Source organism: Mycobacterium sp. PSTR-4-N, assembly GCF_022348085.1.
GTDB lineage: Bacteria > Actinomycetota > Actinomycetes > Mycobacteriales > Mycobacteriaceae > Mycobacterium.
Genome location: NZ_JAKRFN010000033.1, coordinates 1 through 20,447 on the forward strand (window position 1 = coordinate 1; position 20,447 = coordinate 20,447).

Sequence of the window (20,447 nt, forward strand, 5' to 3'; positions counted from 1 at the left end):
CGGCACTGCAGGCACACCCGGCGCAGGAGACGTCGCGACCTCCACCGACGAACCCGCCGGCACCGCAGGCACACCCGGCGCAGGAGGCGTCGCAACTTCCACCGACGAACCCGCCGGCACTGCAGGCACACCCGGCGCAGGAGGCGTCGCAACTTCCACCGACGAACCCGCCGGCACTGCAGGCACACCCGGCGCAGGAGGCGTCGCAACCTCCACCGACGAACCCGCCGGCACCGCAGGCACACCCGGCGCAGGAGGCGTCGCAACCTCCACCGACGAACCCGCCGGCACCGCAGGCACACCCGGCGCAGGAGGCGTCGCAACCTCCACCGACGAACCCGCCGGCACTGCAGGCGCGGGAGGAGCCGGCGGCGAAAAGGTCTCGATGGAACTGACCGACGGCGTCGCTGGCGTCGGAGGTGCGGGCGGAGAGAAGGTCTCTACCGAACTGGCGACCGGGGTCGCGGGGACACCCGGAGCAGGAGGTGCCGCACCCTCAACCGAGGACCCCACCGGAACCGCAGGCACACCCGGCGCCGGCGGCGCCAAAACACCCGACTCACCCACCACCGGAGCACCCGGCACACCCGGAGCAGGAGGAGCACCAGCGCCCACCGGAGCACCCAGCGGGGCACCCGGCACACCCGGCGCGGGCGGCGCCACAACACCCGACTCACCCACCACCGGAGCACCCGGCACACCCGGAGCAGGAGGCGTCACACCCTCAACCGAGGACCCCACCGGAACCGCAGGCACACCCGGCGCCGGCGGCGCCACAACACCCGACTCACCCACCACCGGAGCACCCGGCACACCCGGAGCAGGAGGAGCACCAGCGCCCACCGGAGCACCCAGCGGGGCGCCCGGCGCACCCGGCGCCGGCGGCGCCACCGCACCCGACTCACCCACAACCGGAGCTCCCGGAACGCCGGGCGCCGGGGGCGCGAAATCGCCTCCGGCAGCGGCGATTGGCGCGCCCGGGGCAGCGCCCCCGGCTGGCGCCACCGCACCACCGGCACCCTCAACCGGCGCACCGACACCCGGTACACCGGCCGGCGCCACCCCACCTGCGTCACCAATGACCGGCGCGCCCGGCGCACCCGGAGCCGGCGGCGCACCCGCGCCCACCGGACCACCCACCGGCGCACCCGGCACACCCGGAACCGGCGGCAGCACAGCCCCGGCGTCACCGACAATCGGCGCCCCGGGGACCCCTGGCAGCGGCGGGCCCGCGTTGACAACAGGAGTCGCGACGGGTCCGCCCGGCGCCGGCGGTGCGGGCGGCGTCACGCCCGCAGCAGGAGTGACCGCAGCGCCCGGAGGTGCCGGCGGAACAGGAGGTGTTGCTCCTGTGCCCGTCACGGTCACCGGCACTCCGGGAGTCCCCGGCGCGGGCGGCGTGGCACCCGACGACGACGCGGATACCGAAGCCGGCGGACGCGGCGGTGTCGGCGGCAGTCCAGCCGATGCGGAACTGGCCGGCGGAACCACAACGGGAGGAGTGGGCTGACCCGGCCCGGCTGTGAACGACGACGCGGCATCGTGCAGAGCCTGCGGGATGTCAGCGGGGCGACTCGCGATTTGCTGGAGGATGCCCAGGCACTGCACGCCACCCCGGCCGGGGTCCGCGGCGGCAAGCGGCGTCAACAGCGGCGCGCTCAAGAACATCCCCGCGCTGCCCATCATGACAACGACGATGCCCTTCTTGGTCCGTGACATGCGCTCCCAGTCCTTCTGCGTCGTGCTGCAATTCCGATCAGTTACTGGGCTTACTGAACCGACAATTTGGAGAAACGCCGACGCGACAAAAGCTGCGTTATGCAACCGTTGCCAAGGAGAAGCAATCCCGTTGCGGACACATCCGACTGAGCTGCGGTTATGCCATGCCGGCACTGCCGGAAACGCCAACCTCTGAAGGCGCTGTGAGTTTTCGTCCACCACGGGCTGCATGAGCCAGCGCTTCGTGCGCCACCACGCCGACCCTCCTCCGCAAACCCGTCTGCCACCGTTGCGCGAGCGCCTCATCGCATGCGATATCCGCTTCGGCGATGGCTCGCCGCGACGGCACCGAAAAGGTTTGCACTTCCGGATTGGCGCGGTCGGTCATGCCAGGCACGCGTTTGCGCCCGCGTTGCTGCGGCTTCCTGGCGCACGTCACACCCGCAAGGGACCATTGGCCCTGTCCCAGCGCTCGAGCACCGCGCAGTCTGGCAGCAGACGAAGTGGAGGTGCGATGACCACGCCGCAAATCGGATGCGAGCTGATCGTCGATGTGTTGCAGGTGGCTTGCCGCGCACCATCACTCCACAACACGCAGCCCTGGCGCTGGACGCTGACCGGAAACACCGTCGACCTGTACCTCGATCCGTCCCGACGCGCCGAGAGTGCCGACAGCAGTGGACGCCAGGCGTTACTCAGTTGCGGCGCCGTGTTGGACCATTTCCGAGTCGCCGTCGCGGCGGCGGGATGGCACGGCGTGGTCACCCGCTTCCCCGATCCGGAGAATTCCCTCCACGTCGCCAGCATCGAGCTCACCCCTGCGCCGGGCGTGAGCCCACAGCAGCGCCACCGTGCCGACGCGATCATGGCGCGTCGCACCGATCGCTTGGCGTTCCTCGCACCTCCCGACGGGGCCGGCGACCTGGTCGACGCATCGATCGCCTCGGAGCATGCCGGCGCAGTTCGGCTCTGCGCCCTCGCTGACGAGCACCGCGCGACGGTGGCCGAGCTCTCCCAGGTCACCGACGTTCTGCGGTTGTACGACGCCGAATATCATGCGGAGTTGGATTGGTGGACAGATCTTTTCGCATCCGATGTCGGCATCCCGGCCACCGCTCTCATTTCGGCGCCGGAGAGTGACCGTGTCGCGGTCGGACGCAACTTCCCCGTCACCAGTCGTCCGGAACGCCGCAAAGACGTCGACGAGGACCACGCACGCATACTCGTCGTGTCCTCCGTCGACGACTCCGCGGAGAGCGTATTGCGTTGCGGTGAAATGCTTTCCGCTGTCCTGCTCGACGCGACGATCTCGGGTCTGGCGACATGCGTCGTGACGCACGTGACCGAACTCACCGGCGGGCGAGACGTCGTGGCGTCACTGATCGGCAATCGCGCGATCCCGCAGGCGTTGATCCGCGTCGGAAGAGCACCTGCTCTCGAGTCACCGCCGCCGCCCACCCCCCGACGAGATGTTCACGACGTGCTGCACATCTGCCCGGAGCCGACGTGAACTCCGAATCCACACCATCGGTCGTGGTGGGTATCGACGGATCCGCCGCCGCGCTGGAGGCCGCTCTGTGGGCCATCGACGAAGCCGAACACCGCGACGTTCCACTGCGCCTCATCTACGTCATCGACGCCGACCCCGACGATCAGCGAGGTCGAGCGCAGCGAATGGCGTGCGCTCAGACGGCCGTGAAAGACGTTGTGAACGCGGTCGAATCGACCGGACGACCAGTTCAGGTCGATGTCAGCATCGTGCACGGACGCCCGGTCGAGACCCTGTTGCGGGCGTCGCGATCAGCGATACTGCTGTGTGTGGGGGCCCGCGGAGTGCGACATGCGACCCAGGGTCGCATCGGCTCGACCGCGGCGGCACTGTCCGCGGCCGCACAGTGTCCGGTCGCGATCGTGCGTTCTCACCGCGCGCATGGGCAGCAGCAACGATCCGTCGTCGTCGAGCTCGCCGACCGCGCAGCGGCGGGCGCCGTGCTCGACAGGGGTTTGGTGGAGGCACAGCGTCGCAACGCGGCGGTGCGGATACTGGCCTCATCGCCGAACACCGCCGACGTTGCAGCGCAGTGGGAGCGTCGCCTCGCCGAATCACGGCGCAGGTACCCGCAACTCGACATCTCGGTGGGTGGCGACTCGGATGCCCTCGGCTACCTGGCGGCCAACGCCGACGATGTCGCGCTGATGGTGACCAGCCGAACCCGCCGGGGAGGCCTGACAGAACTCGTGGGGGCGCCCGGTAACGCCGCTTTACGGGACACCGACTGTTCGATCCTGATCTGCGGTCCGCAGACCGCACTGTGACCATGGAGGGCCGACCGCTGAACGACGACGACGACGACGTCGCGACCAAGGTGAAAGTGTTCCTCGTCGACGACCACGAGGTGGTCCGCCGCGGCCTGATCGAACTGCTCAGCGCGGACGGCGATCTCGACGTGATCGGTGAGGCCGGCTCGGTGTCCGAGGCGTTGGCGCGGATTCCGGCGATGCAGCCCGATGTCGCTGTCCTCGACGTCCGGTTGCCCGACGGCAACGGGATCGAGCTGTGCCGGGACCTGTTGTCTCGCATGCCGGATCTGCGCTGCCTGATGCTGACCTCGTATACCTCCGATGAGGCCATGCTCGACGCGATCCTCGCCGGCGCCAGCGGGTACGTGGTCAAGGACATCAAGGGCATGGAGCTCGCGCGCGCCATCAAGGACGTGGGAGCGGGACGCTCGCTGTTGGACAACCGCGCCGCGGCGGCACTGATGGCGACGGTTCGCGGCGAAGGGCGCGGACACGATCCCCTGTCAAGCCTCACCGATCAAGAGCGGGTCCTACTCGATCTCCTCGGCGAGGGGTTGACCAATCGGCAGATCGCTGCGCGAATGTTCTTGGCCGAGAAGACGATCAAGAACTATGTGTCACGGCTGCTGGCCAAACTCGGGATGGAGCGGCGCACGCAGGCCGCGGTGTTCATCTCCAAACTCGATCAGCAGCGCGCTCATCCCGGCGACGACCCGCTGGGGTGAGCCGCGGTCAACGGGCGCGCAGCCAGACCGCGGTATCCGGCGGCAGAACCGTCTGCACGTCGGGCGCCGAAGCAAGCATCACCGTCGCCGATCCGGGCAGCGGCACCTCGGTATCGCCGGTGTTGACCCAGCACTGCGCGGCACCGCGTTCGAACGCGATAGTGCCGGTGGGCGTGGCCAGCCACGTGAGATCGCCGGCATCGCACCACAACTGCGCGCGCAGACCAATCGCGCGCCGATACAGGTTCAAGGTGGAATCGGCGTCGCCGTCCTGCGCCTCCACGCTGCGCTCCGCCCAGTGCCCGGGCTGGGGCAACCACGTGACGGCGGCAGGGTCTGCGGCGAAGCCGTAGGGCACATCAGTCGCGTTCCAGGGCAGAGGAATTCGACAGCCGTCGCGACCAACGTCGGTGAATTCGGATTGCACCCACGTCGGATCCTGACGTACCTCGTCGGGCAGATCCTCCACCTCCTCGAGCGCCAGCTCCTCCCCCTGGTAGACATACGCGGTCCCGGGCAGGGCAAGCTGGACAAGCGCTGCGGCACGTGCGCGCCGCCGACCGATCACGTGGTCGGGGTCCTCATCAGCCCAGCGGCCCCGCTCCCAATCGGTCTCGATCAAGTGCCCTGGTTGGGAGCGGGAGAACCGGGTGACGGTGCGGGTGACGTCGTGATTGGACAGCACCCACGTCGGGGGCGCGCCGACCGTGGCGGCGGCACTGATCGCGTCGTCGACGACAGTGCGCAACACCTCGGCACGCCAGGGGGCGCGCAGGAAATCGAACTGGAAAGCGGTGTGCAGTTCGTCTGGTCGCAGGTAGCGGGCCAACCGTTCGTTGCTCGGCACCCACGCCTCGGCGATGAAGATCCGCTCCGGCGTGTAGCGCTGCGCGACTGCCCGCCACCCGCGGTAGATCTCGTGCACGCCGTCCTGATCCCACGCGGGATGGCCGGCGCGCGACTGCACCAGGCTCTGCGCCGCATCGTCGGGGTCGGCGGTGTCGGGCAGACCGTCGGCCTTGATCAGCCCGTGCGCCACGTCGATGCGGAAGCCGTCCACGCCACGGTCGAACCAGAACGCCAGGATGTCCTCGAACTCGGCCCGCACCTCGGCGTTGTCCCAGTTGAGATCCGGCTGCTCGGGAGCGAACAGATGGAGATACCACTGCCCGTCGGCGAGTCGCGTCCACGCAGGTCCCCCGAACACGCTCTGCCAGTTGTTGGGGGGCTGCGCACCGTCGGGTCCGCGGCCTGGCCGGAAGTGGTAGCGCTGCCTCGCGCCCGGTTCGTCGGAGACAGCGGCCTGGAACCATGCGTGCTGGTCGGACGTGTGGTTGGGGACGATGTCGAGCAGCACGCGGATGCCCTGATCGTGAGCCTCGGCGATCAATGCCTGTGCATCAGCCAGGGTGCCGTAGGCCGGTTCGATTTCGCGGTAGTCGGCCACGTCGTAGCCCGCGTCGGCCATCGGTGACGGGTACCAGGGGTTGATCCAGATCGCGTCGACACCCAGCTGCGCGAGATAGGGCAAACGGCTCCGCAACCCTGCGACGTCGCCGACGCCATCGCCGTTGCCGTCGGCGAAGCTGCGAATGTAGACCTGGTACACGACGGCGGTCTGCCACCACGAGGACTCGGCGCGGGCCACGGCACTCCTTTACGCACATTCGACGAACGTGCGTCCACGGTAGTGAACACCGACGATGTCGCGACAGCTGAGGCACTTTCGGGGTGGCCGCCGGCCGGTGCCGCGCCGATACGGCCCCACACCACCGGAGTTCCTGTGAACTATGACACACTCGTCGCTGTACCGAATGTGCTGGTCGTGGCCCTCGTGCGCAGGATCTCGGGAACCGCGACGTCATAGGACGAGGACGAGATGAAACGAATTCAGTTCGCCCGCGGGCGACGACGTCGGGCAATCGCGCTGGCAAGCGCACCTCTGCTCGCCGCCACGTTGTTGTCCGGATGCGGCAGTGACGGCGGGCCTCCGACGCTCACGTGGTACATCCTTCCGGACAACGGCGGCTCCGCCGCGCGCGCTCAGGAATGCGAGGCCTCCTCGGGCGGCGCCTACCGGGTGCAGATCGAATCGCTGCCCTCGACGGCCACCGCGCAGCGTGAGCAGATGGTGCGCCGCCTGGCCGCCGGAGACGCCTCCATCGATTTGGTCAGCATGGATGTGGTGTTCACCGCCGAGTTCGCGAACGCCGGCTTCTTGCGGCCCTACACCGAGCAGGAGGCCCAGCGGCTGACCGCCGGCATGCTGCCCGCCCCGACGAAGACCGGGATGTGGGACGACAAGCTCTACGGCGCACCGTACAAGTCGAACGCCCAGCTGCTGTGGTATCGCAAGTCGGCGGCCGCCGCGGCCGGTGTCGACCCGACGAGTCCCAACTTCACGTGGGACGAGATGATCAAAGCGGCTGTCGGACAACAGAAGAAGGTCGCCGTCCAGGCGCAGCGCTACGAGGGTTATACCGTGTGGATCAATGCGCTGGTGCTCTCGGGCGGAGGTGCGCTGCTGCAGGACGTCGAGGCCGGCCGCAACGCCAAGCCCTCGCTGGCCAGCCCGGCAGGCGAAAAGGCCGCCGAGATCGTCGGCTCCCTCGGGCGCTCCCCCGCCGCACCGACGGATCTGTCCAACGCCTCCGAAGAACAGGCCCGCGCCAACTTCCAATCGGACGAGGGAATGTTCATGGTGAACTGGCCCTACGTCCTCGCCGCGGCGCGTAGCGCGGCCGAAGACGGCACGCTCGCCCAGTCGGTCGTCGACGACATCGGCTGGGCCCGCTACCCCCGGGTGTCGGCCGACAGACCCAGCGCCCCGCCGCTGGGTGGTGCCAACCTCGGCATCGGCGCCTACACCAAGCATCCCGACCAAGCGGTGGCCCTGGTCGAGTGCATCAACGCCGAACCGAAGGCCACCAAGTACATGCTCGACGAGAGCGAACCCTCGCCCTACGCCGCGTCGTACGACGACCCGAAGATCCGCGAGGAATACGCGAACGCCGATCTGATCCGCGAATCGATCGGCGACGGCGGTCCCCGACCGCCGACTCCCTTCTACACAGACATCTCGGGCGCGATCCAACAGACATGGCATCCGCCGTCGTCAGTCAACGGCGACACTCCGGAAAGGACAGATGAATTCATGGCTGATGTGCTGGCGGGCAGGCGCCTGCTGTGACGACGCTCCAGGATCCGCCGCTGCAGAAAGAGCCGGGCCAACCGTCGGTCAGCGAGCGCGCCAAGGGTGAACGCCGGCTCGGCCTGTACCTCACGCTGCCCTCCTACATCGTGATGCTCCTCGTCACCGCCTACCCCCTCGGGTACGCACTCGTCTTGTCGCTGTACAACTTCCGGCTCACCGATCCGCAGGGGCGGAGCTTCGTCGGACTGAGCAACTACGGCGTCATCCTCACCGATCCGGTGTGGTGGAACGACTTCGTCACCACGCTGGCGATCACCGTCGTCACCGTGGCGGTCGAATTGGTGCTCGGCTTCTGGTTGGCTTTCGTGATGCTGCGCATCGAGCGCGGGCGTGGACCGCTGCGCACGGCGATCCTCATCCCCTACGGCATCGTCACCGTGGTGTCGGCGTTCATCTGGCGCTACGCGTTCGCCATCGACTCGGGCTTCGTCAACCAATGGCTGAACCTCACCGATTTCGACTGGTTCGGCGATCGCTGGTCGGCTATTTTCGTCATCTGCCTGTCGGAGATCTGGAAGACGACCCCGTTCATCTCGCTGCTGCTGCTCGCCGGGCTGGTGCAGGTGCCCGAGGACATGCAGGAAGCCGCCAAGGTCGACGGTGCGACTGCCTGGCAACGACTGTGGAAGGTGACGCTTCCCAACATGAAGGCCGCGATCATGGTCGCGCTGCTGTTCCGCACCCTCGACGCGTGGCGCATCTTCGACAACCCCTACGTGATGACGGCGGGCGCCAACAACACCGAGACGATCTCGTTCCTGGCCTACCGGCAGAACGTGACGCTGGTGAACCTCGGTATGGGGTCGGCGGTGTCGGTGCTGTTGTTCCTGTCGGTGGTGGCGATCGCGTGGATCTTCATCAAGGTCTTCAAAACCGACCTGTCGCAAGTCAGGGGTGACCAGTGACCAAGAGCACCAAGTGGTGGACGATCGCCGGGATCGTCATCGTGATCTACAGCTTCGTGCCGATGCTGTGGATGATCAGCCTGGCGTTCAAACCGCCGTCCGACATTGTCTCGGGCGATCCGACGTTCCTGCCCAGTTCGTTCACGCTGGACAATTTCGCGCAGATCTTCAGCAACCAGTTGTTCACGCGGGCGCTGATCAACTCGATCGGCATCGCGGTCGTCGCGACGATCATCTCGGTGATCATCGCCATGTTCGCCGCGTATGCCATTGCGCGCCTGGAGTTCCCGGGTAAGAAGTTGCTGCTGTCCCTTGCGCTGGGCATCGCGATGTTCCCGCAGGCCGCCTTGGTGGGGCCGCTGTTCGACATGTGGCGCGGGCTGGGCATCTACGACACCTGGCTGGGCCTGATCATCCCCTACCTGACGTTCGCGCTGCCGCTGTCCATCTGGACGATGTCGGCGTTCTTCCGCCAGATCCCTTGGGAGATGGAGCATGCCGCGCAGGTCGACGGTGCCACGCAATGGCAGGCGTTTCGGAAGGTGATCGTGCCGCTGGCCGCGCCGGGGGTGTTCACCACCGCGATCCTGACGTTCTTCTTCTGCTGGAACGACTTCCTGTTCGCGATCTCGCTGACGTCGACCGACAGCGCACGCACGGTGCCCGCGGCGCTGGCGTTCTTCCAGGGTGCCTCGTACTTCGAATCGCCGGTCCCCTACATCATGGCCGCGTCGGTGATCGTGACGATCCCCGTCGTCATCCTCGTTCTCATCTTCCAGCGGCGCATCGTCGCCGGCCTGACCTCCGGAGCAGTGAAGGGATAACCCCATGGCAGCAATCACGATGCGCAACATCGTCAAGAAGTACGGCGACGGATATCCGGCCGTCAACGACGTCAGCCTCGACATCGCCGACGGCGAGTTCATGATCCTGGTGGGCCCCTCGGGGTGCGGCAAGTCCACCCTGCTGCGGATGATCGTCGGCCTCGAGGACATCTCGTCGGGCGACATGATGATCGGCGACACGCGGGTCAACGACAAGGCGCCACGGGATCGCAACCTGTCGATGGTGTTCCAGAACTACGCGCTCTACCCGCACCTGACGGTATTCGAGAACATCGCCTTCCCCCTGCGGTTGTCCGGCAAACTCTCCGACGACGAGATCCGCAAGCGGGTCAACGAGGCCGCCAACACGCTGGAACTGGGTGAACACCTGGAGCGCAAGCCGGCCAACCTGTCCGGTGGTCAGCGGCAGCGCGTCGCGATGGGCCGGGCGATCGTGCGGGAAGCCGACGCGTTCCTGTTCGACGAACCGCTGTCGAACCTCGATGCGAAGTTGCGCGGTCAGATGCGTTCCGAGATCCTGCGGCTGCAGCGCAAACTCGGCGTCACGACGGTCTATGTGACGCACGACCAGACCGAGGCCATGACTCTCGGTGACCGGGTGGCGGTGCTGAAGAAGGGTGTACTGCAGCAGGTCGCCAGCCCACGGGAGCTCTACGACCAGCCGGTGAATCTCTTCGTCGCCGGCTTCATCGGTTCCCCGCCGATGAACTTCGTGCCCGCGCGGGTTCGAGGCGATCAGCTCGAGTTGCCGTTCGTGACGATCCCGCTGCGTGAGCAGTGGCGCGGCGCGGTCTCCGACGGCACGCTCTACATCGCCGGAATCCGCCCCGGCGCATTCGAAGACGCCGAGTTCGTCGACGACGACAAGCGCTCCCGCGGGGTCACATTCGACGTCACCGTGGACATGGTCGAATGGCTGGGCAACGAGCAATACGCCTTCGTGCCGTTCGATGCGACCCCGGAGATCAAGGACCAGCTGTCGGAGTTGGCCAAGGACCTGGACACCGAGCAGTTGCGTACCCAACTGTGTGTGGAACTCGATCCGCTGAGTCGGGTCCGCACCGGGGACAAGGCAACGCTGTGGCTGGACGCCGAGCGGTTACATCTGTTCGATCCGCAGAGTGGTGAGAACCTCACGCGGTCAAGCCAATCCAGTGGTCGGCACGCGGCGTCCGCCGGCTGAGCCGACGAGTCCACCCGCTCATGGCCGCTCCTGAGCTGCGGCTGCGCGCCGCTCGCGCGGAGCTACTGGCGCTGCCGTGGGAGCGGCCATTGGCCGACTGGGCCGCGCCGCAGATCCCGCTGCGCGAACTGCCGGTCGGACCCAGCCGGCACCTGGTTCGCTTCGTCGAGTGCGACGGTGAGCTGTGGGCGCTCAAGGAGCTGCCCCCACGGATCGCGGGGCGCGAGTACGACGCGTTGCGGGAACTGGAAGACATGGGGCTCAACGCCGTTCGCCCCGCCGGGCTGGTGTTCCAGCCCGATTTCGACACCGCGATCCTGCTGACCCGCTACCTCACCGGATCGTGGCAGTACCGCCGCATGTTCATGCGGCTACCGCCTGACGCCCCCAAACACCGGGCCCGGCTGTTCGACGCGATGGCCACGCTCCTGGTGGAACTGCACCGCCACGGCGTGTTCTGGGGTGACTGCTCACTGGCGAACACGCTGTTCTCCCGTGACGGGCAAGTGCTGCAAGCCTTCCTGGTCGACGCCGAGACCAGCGAGATCCATCCGACTCTGTCGAACGGCCAACGCGCGCAGGACATCGACATCACTGTCGAGAACGTCGCCGCGGGTTTGCTCGACGTCGCCGCGTGGCTGGGTCGACCGGAACTGGAGCCGGGCTTCATCGCCGAGGCGCTGGCGATCCGCGAGCGGTACGAGCAGCTGTGGGAATTGCTCCATGCCGCACCGACATTCGGCTTCGCCGACCGCTACCGGGTGGAAGGCACGATCCGCAAGCTCAACGAGCTCGGCTTCGCCGTCGATGAGGTGTCGCTGCAGCCGGTCACCTCCGGCGCCGACGAACTGCGCCTACACGTCGCCGTCGGCGACCGTCGCTACCACGCCACGCAGCTGCAGCGCCTCACCGGCCTGGATGTCGGCGAGGGACAGGCCCGCATCCTGCTCGGTGATCTGCACGCTTATCAGGGGCAGCTGTGCCAGGAAGCCGGCCACGACGTCGACGAGCGCACCGCGGGTCAACTCTGGGTCATGGAGGTGGCCACGCCGACGATGCACCGCGCGCACGCCGCCGTCGGCCGCACCGGCACCCCGATCCAGGCGTACTGCGATCTGCTCGAAGTGCGCTGGCTGCTGTCCGAGCGGGCCGGCCACGACGTCGGCACGGAACGGGCGTTGCAGGCCTTGGCCGGCAAGGTCGTGCCGTCGGAGTCTGCGGCGCAGTTGGCGGTGGTGGAGGTCCCGACCGAGCCGTTCTCCGTGCTCGACGACGATTAGCTCGCGCGGCCCCAGCGGCCGCATTTGATCCGCAGATATGGTTCAATACACCAAATCTGTCCGCATCTGCGAAGGGGCGAGCCGATGCTGGCGATCCGGATCAAGGAGGCCGCGACCCTCCTCGGCGTCAGCGACGACACGGTACGGCGATGGGTCGACAGCGGTGCGCTGGCGGCAACCACCGACGAGGTCGGGCGCAAGGTCATCGCCGGTGCAGACCTGGCCGCCTTCGCCGTCCGCCACGCCGCACCGCCTCCTGATCCCGTCGGTGTCGCCAGCTCGGCGCGTAACCGCTTCGTCGGACTGGTGACCAAGGTGACCTCCGACCGGGTGATGAGCGAGGTCCAGCTGCAGTGCGGACCGTTCACGGTGGTGTCTTTGATGAGCACCGAATCGGTCACCCAGCTGGGCCTGGAGCCGGGCGTGGTCGCGGTCGCCGCGGTGAAGGCCACCACGGTGATCGTCGAGACGGCGGGCGATCGATGAGAAAAGTGTTGACGGCCGCGGTGCTCGCGACGGTGGTCGCTGGTTCCGGTTGCTCGTCGCCACCGGAGGGCGCGGGCATCACCGTGTTCGCCGCCGCCTCCTTGACGGCGGTGTTCACCGAACTGGGCACAGAATTCGAGAAGGACCATCCCGGCACCACCGTGACGTTCAACTTCGCCGGCTCGTCTGCTCTGGTGACCCAGCTGACACAGGGAGCCAGAGCCGAGGTGTTCGCCTCCGCCGACACCGCCAACATGACCAAGGCGGTGTCCGCGGGGTTGGTGTCGGGCGAGCCGGTGGACTTCGCGACCAATCAGTTGATCATCGTGACCCCGCCCGGAAATCCCTCCCGGATCGGCTCGTTCGCTGATCTGGCCCGGCCGGGAACGCAGGTGGTGGTGTGCGCGCCGCAGGTCCCCTGCGGCGCGGCCACGCAGCGGCTCGAGCAGATCACCGGCGTGTCGCTGACGCCGGTGAGTGAGGAATCGTCGGTCACCGACGTCCTCGGCAAGGTCACCTCAGGGCAGGCCGACGCGGGTTTGGTGTACACCACCGACGCGCGGTCGGCCGGCGCCGGAGTCGACGCGATCGCCATCCCCGACTCCGCCCGCGCCGTCAACACCTACCCGATCGCCGTTCTGACCACCGCGGAAAACGCCGGCGCGGCACGACAATTCGTCGATCTGGTCACCGGTCCACGTGGCCGCGAGACACTGACGGCCGCCGGCTTCGCAGCACCGTGACCGCGCGAGCACGGGTCGGGGGCGCGGTGCCCGTGGATCTCCCCGGCTGGATCTACCTCCCGGCTTCGGTGGGCGCCGCGTTCTTGGTCGTCCCGCTGCTGGCGATCGTCACACGGGTCGACTGGGCGCACTTCATCCCCCTGATCACCTCGGACTCCGCCCGCGCAGCATTGCTGTTGAGCATCCAGACTGCCGCGGCCAGCACGGCACTGTGTGTACTCCTGGGCGCGCCGATGGCTCTCACGCTGGCGCGCAGCCGCCTGCCCGGCCGATCGGTGGTGCGCGCTTTGATCCTGCTGCCGCTGGTGCTGCCACCGGTGGTCGGCGGACTCGCGCTGCTCTACACCTTCGGCAGACAGGGTCTGCTGGGTCATCACCTGGAACTGCTCGGGGTGCAGGTGGCGTTCTCCACCACCGCGGTGGTCCTGGCACAGACCTTCGTCTCGCTGCCGTTCCTGGTCCTCAGTCTCGAGGGCGCGCTTCGCACTGCAGGACAGGGTTACGAACAGGTGGCAGCGACTCTGGGTGCCGGCCCCACCCGGGTGTTACGCACCGTCACGGGGCCGTTGGTGTGGCCCGGTCTGATCTCGGGGGCGGTGCTCGCGTTCGCGCGGTCGCTGGGCGAGTTCGGCGCGACGCTGACGTTCGCGGGGTCTCTGCAGGGAGTCACCCGGACCCTGCCGCTGGAGATCTACCTGCAGCGCGAAACCGATGCCGATGCCGCGGTGGCACTCTCGCTGCTGCTCATCGCCGTCGCGGCGGGGATCGTCGTGGTCACCGCCGGTCGCCCGACGGCAGGGTCCCTGCCGTGAGCGGGGTGCAGGCCCGCATCGTGCTCGCACAGCGCGGGATAGACCTGAACGTCTCGGTCGCCGACGGCGAGGTGGTGGCCGTGCTCGGTCCGAACGGGGCGGGGAAATCCACCCTCCTGCACGCGATCGCCGGCCTCGTGCGGCCGGACAGTGGTCACGTCCGGATCGGCGACGACGTCGTCACCGACGTGCAGGCCGACGCCTTCGTGCCCGCACATCGGCGCGGGGTCGCGCTGTTGGCCCAGCGACCTCTGCTGTTCCCCCATCTGGACGCCGCCGCCAACGTCGCCTACGCGCCGCGCTGTCGCGGCCTGTCCCGCCGGGCCGCGCGCGAACGAGCACGCCACTGGCTCGCCGCCGTCGACGCAGAACCGCTGGCCGAGCGCCGTCCCGCGCAGCTGTCGGGCGGGCAGGCTCAGCGCATCGCGCTGGCCCGCGCCCTGGCCGCCGAACCCCGGGTTTTATTGCTCGACGAGCCGTTCGCGGCCCTCGATGTCGGGGCCGCGGCGGCGCTGCGACGCACGGTCCGCGCTCAACTACGCCTGCACGCCCGCACCGCGCTCATCGTCACCCACGACATCCTCGACGCGTTGGCGCTCGCGGACACGGCGGTGGTCATCGACGGCGGCCACGTCGTCGAACAGGGTCCCGTCCGATCTGTGTTGACCGCTCCTCGCAGCGATTTCGCCGCAGGCATCGCGGGCATGAATCTGGTGTCCGGGGTCGCCGGCGCTGGAGCGCTGCGTACGCCGTGGGGTCTCGAGCTCGCAGGCGTAGGCGAGGTGGAACCCGGTTCGGCTGCGGTCGCCCTGTTCTCGCCGGCCGCGGTCGCCGTGCACACCGAATCGCCACAGGCCAGCCCACGCAACGTCATCCCGACCACCATCGTCGACGTGGTGTTGCGTGGTCACGCAGTGCGCATCCGGGGAGCCGACCTGCCCGACGGCAGCCCCGGGCTGGCCGCCGACGTCACGCCGGCCGCCGTGATGGATCTCGGTCTGGAACCCGGACGGGAGGTCTTCTTCGCCGTGAAAGCGCAGGAGGTCGGGCTACACCCCGCCCCGCATCGCACACCTCCGGCCCCGGCCGGCCGGTAAGGGAGTATGCGCTAGCGTCAATTACCGCGCTCGGCACGTCGACATTTGCTGACAAAGCCCGTCGAGCACGCGATAGTAGGCAGTATGGGAGCGTTGTGGACATGGGCCGGTACTCCCGGCGGGTAATCGCGCTGGTCATCGCGCCGCTGGTGGGGGTCCTCATCCTCACGGCGCTCCTCGTCGTGGGAGCCGACCTGCCGGGTGCGCGGATCGCGGACGACCTGATCAACCTGGCGCTGTTGATGTATGCGGCCGCCTGCGCAGGTCTGGCCGCCCACTCGGCGTCGGGGCGCCTCCGCCGGGCCTGGAGCCTGATGACCGCAGCCCTGGCGGCGTGGACGCTGGGCGACGCGACCTGGTTCGTCTACGAGGTCATCCTGCGCCAGGAGGTGCCCGTACCCTCGCTCGCCGACGGCTTCTACGTGGTCTTCGCCGCGCTGGCCACTGTCGCGATGACGCAGTTCGTGGCCGAACCGCTGCGGCAATCGCGACTGCGCATCGTGCTCGACAGCATCACGGTGACGCTGTGCCTGTTCCTGTTGGCGTGGATTCTCGTGCTCGACGACGTCTACAGCGCCTACCGGGACGACCGGGCCGCCATCATCGTGGCGTTCCTCTACCCCGCCGCCGACATCGTGATGCTGACCATCGCGGTGGTGACCCTGATGCGCACGACCGGGGGCCAACGCGTCGCGATCAGCCTGCTCGCCGCAGCCATCACCGTGATGGCGGTCGCCGACAGCGCCTACGCCGGCATGGTGGCCCAGGACACCTACCGATCCGGTGACCTGATCGATGCCGCGTGGGCATGGGCCGCGGCTCTGTTCGCGGCGGCGGCGGTGATCAGCCGTGCCGCGCCGTCCGCCCGGGCACCGGGCCTACCGTCGCCGTCGAAGGCGGCTGTCTGGCTGCCCTTCATCCCGCTGCTGTTGGCCGGAACCATCGGGCCGATGCTCATCATGTCGGGTCTCGAGCGCTTTCTGGTGCCGGCCATCGTGGCGGCGGTGTGCGTGCGCCAGTCCATCGCCGCCTGGGAGAACCGCCGGCTGATAACGGCCGCGGTGGACCACGCGCTCCAGGACCCGCTGACCGGCCTGGCCAACCCGACGATGTTCGGCGAACGGCTGGCCCACGCGATGCTGCTGCGGGCGCGTATCGACCGCTCGGTCGCCGTGCTGGCCCTCGATCTCGACGACTTCCGCTTGATCAACGAGAACCTCGGCCACGACACCGCCGACAGGTTGCTGGTGGACGTGGGCCGGCGACTCACCGCCGCCGTGCGCCCGGGCGACACCGTGGCCCGCATCGCCGGCGACGAGTTCGCAATCCTGCTCGAAGGTCCGTACGACGCGTCCGCCGAGGTGGCCCAGAAGGTCAGCGCCGCATTCGACGTCCCGTTCACCGTGGACGGCCAGGACATCCTGCTGCGGCCCAGCATCGGGGTCACGGTCGCCTCGATGACAGAGCCCGACCTGGTGGCCGACACCGTACAGAGGCGCGCGGTCATCGCCATGCACGCGGCCAAGCGGGCGCGTTCGCGTGAGGTGCACACCTTCACTGCCGACATGCTGGCCGCTGACGGTGACTTGGTCGAACAGCTGGCCGAGCGCCGCCAGGGCACGGGCGGCGCCGCGGAACTCCAATTGCTCGGCGAACTGCGCAACGCTATCGACCACAACGGGCTCGGGGTCGTCTACCAGCCCAAATTCGCCCTGCCGACGGGCGAGATGGTCGGGGTGGAGGCGCTGCTGCGGTGGCCGCATCCCCGGTTGGGCATGCTGTTACCGGACGCGTTCATCGCCCTCGTCCGGGAGCGCGGACTGATCCAGCGCGTGACCCGCATCGTGGTGGACCTCGCCCTCGACGACGCGGCGCGCTGGCACGCCAACGGGCTGCGCATGCCGATCGCGGTCAACCTGTTCGCCCCCTGTCTGCGCGAGACAGACCTTCCCGAACTCTTCTGCGAAGCGCTGGACGGCCGCGGACTGCCCGCCGACCTGCTGACCGTCGAGATCACCGAAGACGTCGTGCTCAGCGACATGAAAACGGTGACCGCGGTGCTGCGGCGCCTGCGCGCCCACGGCATCCGCGTGGCGATCGACGACTTCGGCAGCGGTTACTCGTCGCTGTCGTACCTGCGTGACCTCCCGATCGACGAGGTGAAGCTCGATCGTCACTTCGTCGCGCCGGTGACCACCGACGCCCGGGCGGCCGCCGTCGTCCGCGCGGTGATCGACCTGACGCACGACCTCGGCATCACCGTGGTCGCCGAGGGCATCGAGGACGAGCAGACCGCGGAGTGGCTGCGCGAACACGCGTGCGACATCGGTCAGGGCTATCTGTTCGGCAGGCCCGTCGGGGCGGCCGCCATCGCTGCCAGGGCCGCATCCGGCACACATGCCTGACCGATGAGCGGGTACTCGCACGCGGTGAGCGCATGCGAAGGAACGGGCCGGTACGTGCCCGAGGATCAACCCTCCGCCCAGGCGGCGACCTGCCCGGTCTGCGGGCGGGAGACGCCCGTAGAACCCGAGGAGACCGACGACGGGCTCAGGTTCAGCATCGCGCCCCACGACGCGGTGGGCTGAACCCCTTCGTACAACGGCCCGCGGAGCCGGAAAACGAAGTGCTCTCCGTCCCGCAGCGATGGGTCGCCACTGATCGGGTACGCCTGAAGAGATCTTGTCCCCGGAGCGGAGGAGCTCAGTGGTTTCATCCGACGGCTCGAACGCCAAGCTCTCGCCGGACCGGCAGCGGATCTATGAGTTCCTGAACCAACTCGATGATGTCCAGCGCAGCGGCGGTGGAGAGATCGACGCCGTGTTGCGCGAGGTCAACGTGGCCACCGTGACTGCCGTGCCCGGAGCCCACGCGGCCGGATTGTCCCTGGTCGACGACGATCGACACGTCAGCACCCTCGGGGCGACCAGTGATGACGCCACGTTGCTGGACGAGATCCAGAACGAGCACGGCGAGGGTCCCTGCCTCTCGGCGGCGTGGACCAGCGACACCATCCACGTCGACGACTTGGCCGCAGAGACCCGCTGGCCTCGCTATCAACGCAGCGCGTGCGAACTCTCGCCGGTGCGCTCCATTCTGTCGATCCGGCTGCACAACGACGGCAATCGGCTGGCCGCGCTCAATCTCTACGCGCCCTCCCCCGGCGTCTTCGACGACGAATCGCTCGAGCAAGCGTTGATTTTCGCCGCTCATACCACCGTCACGTGGAACCTGTTGCGCCGTCAGCAACAGTTCCGCAACGCCCTGGCCACCCGCGACCTCATCGGCCAAGCGAAGGGCATCCTGATGGAACGCTTCGCCATCGACGCCGTCCGGGCCTTCGAGTTGCTGCGCCGACTGTCCCAGGAGGGCAACACCAAGCTCGTCGACATCGCGCAGCGGGTGATCGATGCGGGTGTCGGCGAGTCCTGACACCGGCGTCACAACCTCGTGAGCTGCCCTTGAGCTTTTCTAACGGACATTCTCAGACGAATTGGCTTGCAGTTCTGCACTCGCGCCGTATTGTCGTACGTACGTGCTAAACGTGTGATGTCACCGCAATCAGTAGTACAGCCGGAAGCAAACTGGCGCCGCGGTGACGTACCTACCGCAGTAAGCGCATGTCGAGAATCCGGCGTGACCTCGTTGGTCCTGTGCCAATCGCTTACCGGCGGTCCGCAAGACCTGACGCCGGTGTCCTGGGTTCTCAGCTCCCCTGAAGAAGCCAGCGAGTTGTTCCCGGACACCGGACGCGTCCCGTCATGAAGGAAAGGCGTGATTCCTCATGCCTACTCTCGAAAAGACTGTTGCCCCCAGCCGCAAGACGACCGAATCCGGCGGTTATGCCGACGTCGCGGACATGTTCCGAGAATTGGCCCTCCTCGACGAGGGCTCCGCTGTGTACCAACGCCACCGAGAAGCGATCATCGAGCGTTGCCTACCACTGGCCGACCACATCGCCCGCCGATTCCGCGGGCGTGGCGAAACGCACGACGATCTGGTCCAGGTGGCCCGGGTCGGCTTGCTCAATGCGGTGAACCGATTCGATATCGACACGGCTGACGATTTCCTCGCCTTCGCCGTGCCGACGATGATGGGCGAAGTACGCCGCTACTTCCGCGACCACGGGTGGGCGCTGAAGGTTCCGCGTCGACTCAAGGAACTCAACATCCGCCTCAAGAACGCGCGGGCGGAATTGACCCACGACCTCAATCGCGCGCCGTCACCCAGCGAGTTGGCCGAGCATCTGGGCCTCGACCGTGAACAGGTCATCGAGGGGCTGATCGCCGCCGACGCGTATTCGACCCGCTCCACCGAGCAGGAGATCACCTCCGACGGCGACGGGTTGACGATGATGGAAACCCTTGGCGGCCCGGACCCCAACCTGCAGAAGGTGGTCGACATCAACACGGTGCGCCCGCTCATCGCCGGCCTGCCGGAGCGCGACCGCCTCGTGCTGAAGATGCGGTTCTTCGACAACAAGACGCAATCGCAGATCGCCGACGAGATCGGCGTCTCCCAGATGCACGTGTCGCGACTGCTCTCGCGCGCATTGTCGAGCATCCGCGAGAAGGCCAGCTGACAGCGGTGACCTGCTGCCGCGAACGCGGCAGCAGGTCACCGATTTCCGTCTCGAATAGGTTGCCGGTCAACCGCTTTCGCGGAAGCCCTGTCAGCGCCTGACCGCGTCGACAGCGTCCTCGAGGGTGGCGTGCAACGTGAAAAGCTCGCTCAGCCCGATCAGCCGCATCGGCCTGCTCGTGGCAGGCCCGTCGGCAACGACCATGAATTGTGTTGTGTCGCCGCATCTGTCGTGCGCGTCGACCAGCAGTCCCATGCCGACCGAGGCGAGGAAGTCCAGCGCAGCGAGGTCGATGATCATCGCCGACGGCTTCTTCTTCAAGGCGGTGTCGATCTGACGTTCGAGCGTGCCGACGGTCAGCATGTCGAGGTCACCGACGCAGCGGATCACGACGACCGAATCGTGCCAGGAATCGGTGACGATGCACGGAGACGGCGACTGCGCCGGATCCGGCATGGCTGGAATGGACGACATGACAACTCCCGATCGCTGGTGCTGAAGCGCTGCGTCTCACGGGCTGCTGAGTCTGAACCAAAACGATGGGGCGCGTCATGA

General features: G+C 67.8%; 21 protein-coding genes and 1 pseudogene. 18 read left to right on the plus strand and 4 right to left on the minus strand.

The genetic code is table 11. The annotated features are described in order from the left end of the window. Positions 1-395, plus strand: a pseudogene (locus tag MHN84_RS27770) (hypothetical protein); the annotation flags it as partial. Between the two features lie 321 nt (positions 396-716). Here the strand turns inward: MHN84_RS27770 and MHN84_RS27775 are convergent. Beyond that, positions 717-1,190 carry a hypothetical protein gene (locus MHN84_RS27775; protein ID WP_241207691.1) on the minus strand — a complete coding sequence of 158 codons (474 nt, stop codon included), beginning with the start codon at positions 1,188-1,190 and terminating at the stop codon, positions 717-719. Between the two features lie 161 nt (positions 1,191-1,351). On the opposite strand from MHN84_RS27775, the gene MHN84_RS27780 reads away from it, so the two are divergent. Then, entirely contained in the window at positions 1,352-1,510 is a 159-nt protein-coding gene (locus MHN84_RS27780) for a hypothetical protein (RefSeq protein ID WP_241207692.1), read from the plus strand. Between the two features lie 366 nt (positions 1,511-1,876). Here MHN84_RS27780 and MHN84_RS27785 read toward each other — a convergent pair whose 3' ends face one another. After that, entirely contained in the window at positions 1,877-2,107 is a 231-nt protein-coding gene (locus tag MHN84_RS27785; protein WP_241207693.1) for a hypothetical protein, read from the minus strand. A gap of 126 nt (positions 2,108-2,233) precedes the next feature. Between MHN84_RS27785 and MHN84_RS27790 the strand changes: the two genes are divergently transcribed. The 3 genes from MHN84_RS27790 to MHN84_RS27800 are packed head-to-tail and all read left to right on the plus strand — an operon-like array spanning position 2,234 to position 4,745. Beyond that, a complete protein-coding gene (locus tag MHN84_RS27790) occupies positions 2,234-3,229 on the plus strand; it encodes an NAD(P)H nitroreductase (RefSeq protein ID WP_241207694.1) in 996 nt (331 codons plus the stop codon). Continuing rightward, positions 3,226-4,035: a universal stress protein gene (locus tag MHN84_RS27795; RefSeq protein WP_241207695.1), complete on the plus strand. Its 810-nt coding sequence runs from the start codon at positions 3,226-3,228 to the stop codon at positions 4,033-4,035. Before MHN84_RS27790 ends, MHN84_RS27795 begins: the two co-directional genes overlap by 4 nt. Positions 4,036-4,037: 2 nt before the next feature. Then, the gene (locus MHN84_RS27800; protein ID WP_241207696.1) at positions 4,038-4,745 is read left to right on the plus strand and encodes a response regulator transcription factor; all 708 of its coding nucleotides are present in this window, start codon (positions 4,038-4,040) and stop codon (positions 4,743-4,745) included. 7 nt (positions 4,746-4,752) lie between these two features. Here MHN84_RS27800 and MHN84_RS27805 read toward each other — a convergent pair whose 3' ends face one another. After that, on the minus strand, positions 4,753-6,393 hold the full coding sequence (locus MHN84_RS27805) for a glycoside hydrolase family 13 protein (RefSeq protein WP_241207697.1): 1,641 nt from the start codon (positions 6,391-6,393) through the stop codon (positions 4,753-4,755). A gap of 231 nt (positions 6,394-6,624) precedes the next feature. Between MHN84_RS27805 and MHN84_RS27810 the strand changes: the two genes are divergently transcribed. The 13 genes from MHN84_RS27810 (at position 6,625) to MHN84_RS27870 (ending at position 19,892) form a co-directional block, all read left to right on the plus strand. Next, the gene (locus MHN84_RS27810; RefSeq protein WP_241207698.1) at positions 6,625-7,935 is read left to right on the plus strand and encodes an extracellular solute-binding protein; all 1,311 of its coding nucleotides are present in this window, start codon (positions 6,625-6,627) and stop codon (positions 7,933-7,935) included. After that, entirely contained in the window at positions 7,932-8,864 is a 933-nt protein-coding gene (locus tag MHN84_RS27815; protein ID WP_241207699.1) for a carbohydrate ABC transporter permease, read from the plus strand. Before MHN84_RS27810 ends, MHN84_RS27815 begins: the two co-directional genes overlap by 4 nt. Further along, the gene (locus tag MHN84_RS27820) at positions 8,861-9,688 is read left to right on the plus strand and encodes a carbohydrate ABC transporter permease (RefSeq protein ID WP_241207700.1); all 828 of its coding nucleotides are present in this window, start codon (positions 8,861-8,863) and stop codon (positions 9,686-9,688) included. The genes MHN84_RS27815 and MHN84_RS27820 overlap by 4 nt, the downstream gene beginning before the upstream one ends. Before the next feature lie 4 nt (positions 9,689-9,692). Beyond that, positions 9,693-10,892: an ABC transporter ATP-binding protein gene (locus MHN84_RS27825; protein WP_241207701.1), complete on the plus strand. Its 1,200-nt coding sequence runs from the start codon at positions 9,693-9,695 to the stop codon at positions 10,890-10,892. Between the two features lie 20 nt (positions 10,893-10,912). Next, complete coding sequence (locus MHN84_RS27830) at positions 10,913-12,172, plus strand: DUF4032 domain-containing protein (RefSeq protein ID WP_241207702.1); 1,260 nt, start codon at positions 10,913-10,915, stop codon at positions 12,170-12,172. An 84-nt stretch (positions 12,173-12,256) separates the two neighbouring features. Next, the gene (locus MHN84_RS27835; protein ID WP_241207703.1) at positions 12,257-12,658 is read left to right on the plus strand and encodes a molybdopterin-binding protein; all 402 of its coding nucleotides are present in this window, start codon (positions 12,257-12,259) and stop codon (positions 12,656-12,658) included. Then, entirely contained in the window at positions 12,655-13,401 is a 747-nt protein-coding gene (gene modA / locus MHN84_RS27840) for a molybdate ABC transporter substrate-binding protein (RefSeq protein ID WP_241207704.1), read from the plus strand. Before MHN84_RS27835 ends, modA begins: the two co-directional genes overlap by 4 nt. Next, positions 13,398-14,213, plus strand: a complete 816-nt coding sequence (locus MHN84_RS27845) for an ABC transporter permease (protein WP_241207705.1) — start codon at positions 13,398-13,400, stop codon at positions 14,211-14,213. Before modA ends, MHN84_RS27845 begins: the two co-directional genes overlap by 4 nt. After that, a complete protein-coding gene (locus MHN84_RS27850) occupies positions 14,210-15,310 on the plus strand; it encodes a sulfate/molybdate ABC transporter ATP-binding protein (RefSeq protein WP_241207706.1) in 1,101 nt (366 codons plus the stop codon). The genes MHN84_RS27845 and MHN84_RS27850 overlap by 4 nt, the downstream gene beginning before the upstream one ends. 101 nt (positions 15,311-15,411) lie before the next feature. After that, on the plus strand, positions 15,412-17,715 hold the full coding sequence (locus tag MHN84_RS27855; protein ID WP_241207707.1) for a bifunctional diguanylate cyclase/phosphodiesterase: 2,304 nt from the start codon (positions 15,412-15,414) through the stop codon (positions 17,713-17,715). Positions 17,716-17,739: 24 nt separating this feature from the next. Next, positions 17,740-17,898, plus strand: coding sequence for a hypothetical protein (locus tag MHN84_RS27860; RefSeq protein WP_241207708.1), 159 nt, complete (start codon positions 17,740-17,742; stop codon positions 17,896-17,898). A 118-nt stretch (positions 17,899-18,016) separates the two neighbouring features. Beyond that, entirely contained in the window at positions 18,017-18,742 is a 726-nt protein-coding gene (locus MHN84_RS27865; protein ID WP_241207709.1) for an ANTAR domain-containing protein, read from the plus strand. Positions 18,743-19,094: 352 nt separating this feature from the next. After that, positions 19,095-19,892 (plus strand): SigB/SigF/SigG family RNA polymerase sigma factor, encoded by a 798-nt coding sequence (locus tag MHN84_RS27870; protein WP_241207710.1) that lies wholly within the window; start codon positions 19,095-19,097, stop codon positions 19,890-19,892. Between the two features lie 90 nt (positions 19,893-19,982). Here the strand turns inward: MHN84_RS27870 and MHN84_RS27875 are convergent, their stop codons facing one another. After that, entirely contained in the window at positions 19,983-20,366 is a 384-nt protein-coding gene (locus MHN84_RS27875) for an STAS domain-containing protein (RefSeq protein WP_241207711.1), read from the minus strand. Between the last annotated feature and the right edge of the window lie 81 nt (positions 20,367-20,447).

Bases quoted from the DNA above. Each gene is read 5' to 3' on its own strand.
- MHN84_RS27830 (WP_241207702.1), top strand. From the start codon at position 10,913: ATGGCCGCTCCTGAGCTGCGGCTGCGCGCCGCTCGCGCGGAGCTACTG.
- MHN84_RS27800 (WP_241207696.1), top strand. From the start codon at position 4,038: ATGGAGGGCCGACCGCTGAACGACGACGACGACGACGTCGCGACCAAG.
- MHN84_RS27875 (WP_241207711.1), bottom strand. From the start codon at position 20,366: ATGTCGTCCATTCCAGCCATGCCGGATCCGGCGCAGTCGCCGTCTCCG.
- MHN84_RS27870 (WP_241207710.1), top strand. From the start codon at position 19,095: ATGCCTACTCTCGAAAAGACTGTTGCCCCCAGCCGCAAGACGACCGAA.
- MHN84_RS27790 (WP_241207694.1), top strand. From the start codon at position 2,234: ATGACCACGCCGCAAATCGGATGCGAGCTGATCGTCGATGTGTTGCAG.
- MHN84_RS27810 (WP_241207698.1), top strand. From the start codon at position 6,625: ATGAAACGAATTCAGTTCGCCCGCGGGCGACGACGTCGGGCAATCGCG.
- MHN84_RS27855 (WP_241207707.1), top strand. From the start codon at position 15,412: ATGGGCCGGTACTCCCGGCGGGTAATCGCGCTGGTCATCGCGCCGCTG.
- MHN84_RS27825 (WP_241207701.1), top strand. From the start codon at position 9,693: ATGGCAGCAATCACGATGCGCAACATCGTCAAGAAGTACGGCGACGGA.
- modA (WP_241207704.1), top strand. From the start codon at position 12,655: ATGAGAAAAGTGTTGACGGCCGCGGTGCTCGCGACGGTGGTCGCTGGT.
- MHN84_RS27785 (WP_241207693.1), bottom strand. From the start codon at position 2,107: ATGACCGACCGCGCCAATCCGGAAGTGCAAACCTTTTCGGTGCCGTCG.
- MHN84_RS27835 (WP_241207703.1), top strand. From the start codon at position 12,257: ATGCTGGCGATCCGGATCAAGGAGGCCGCGACCCTCCTCGGCGTCAGC.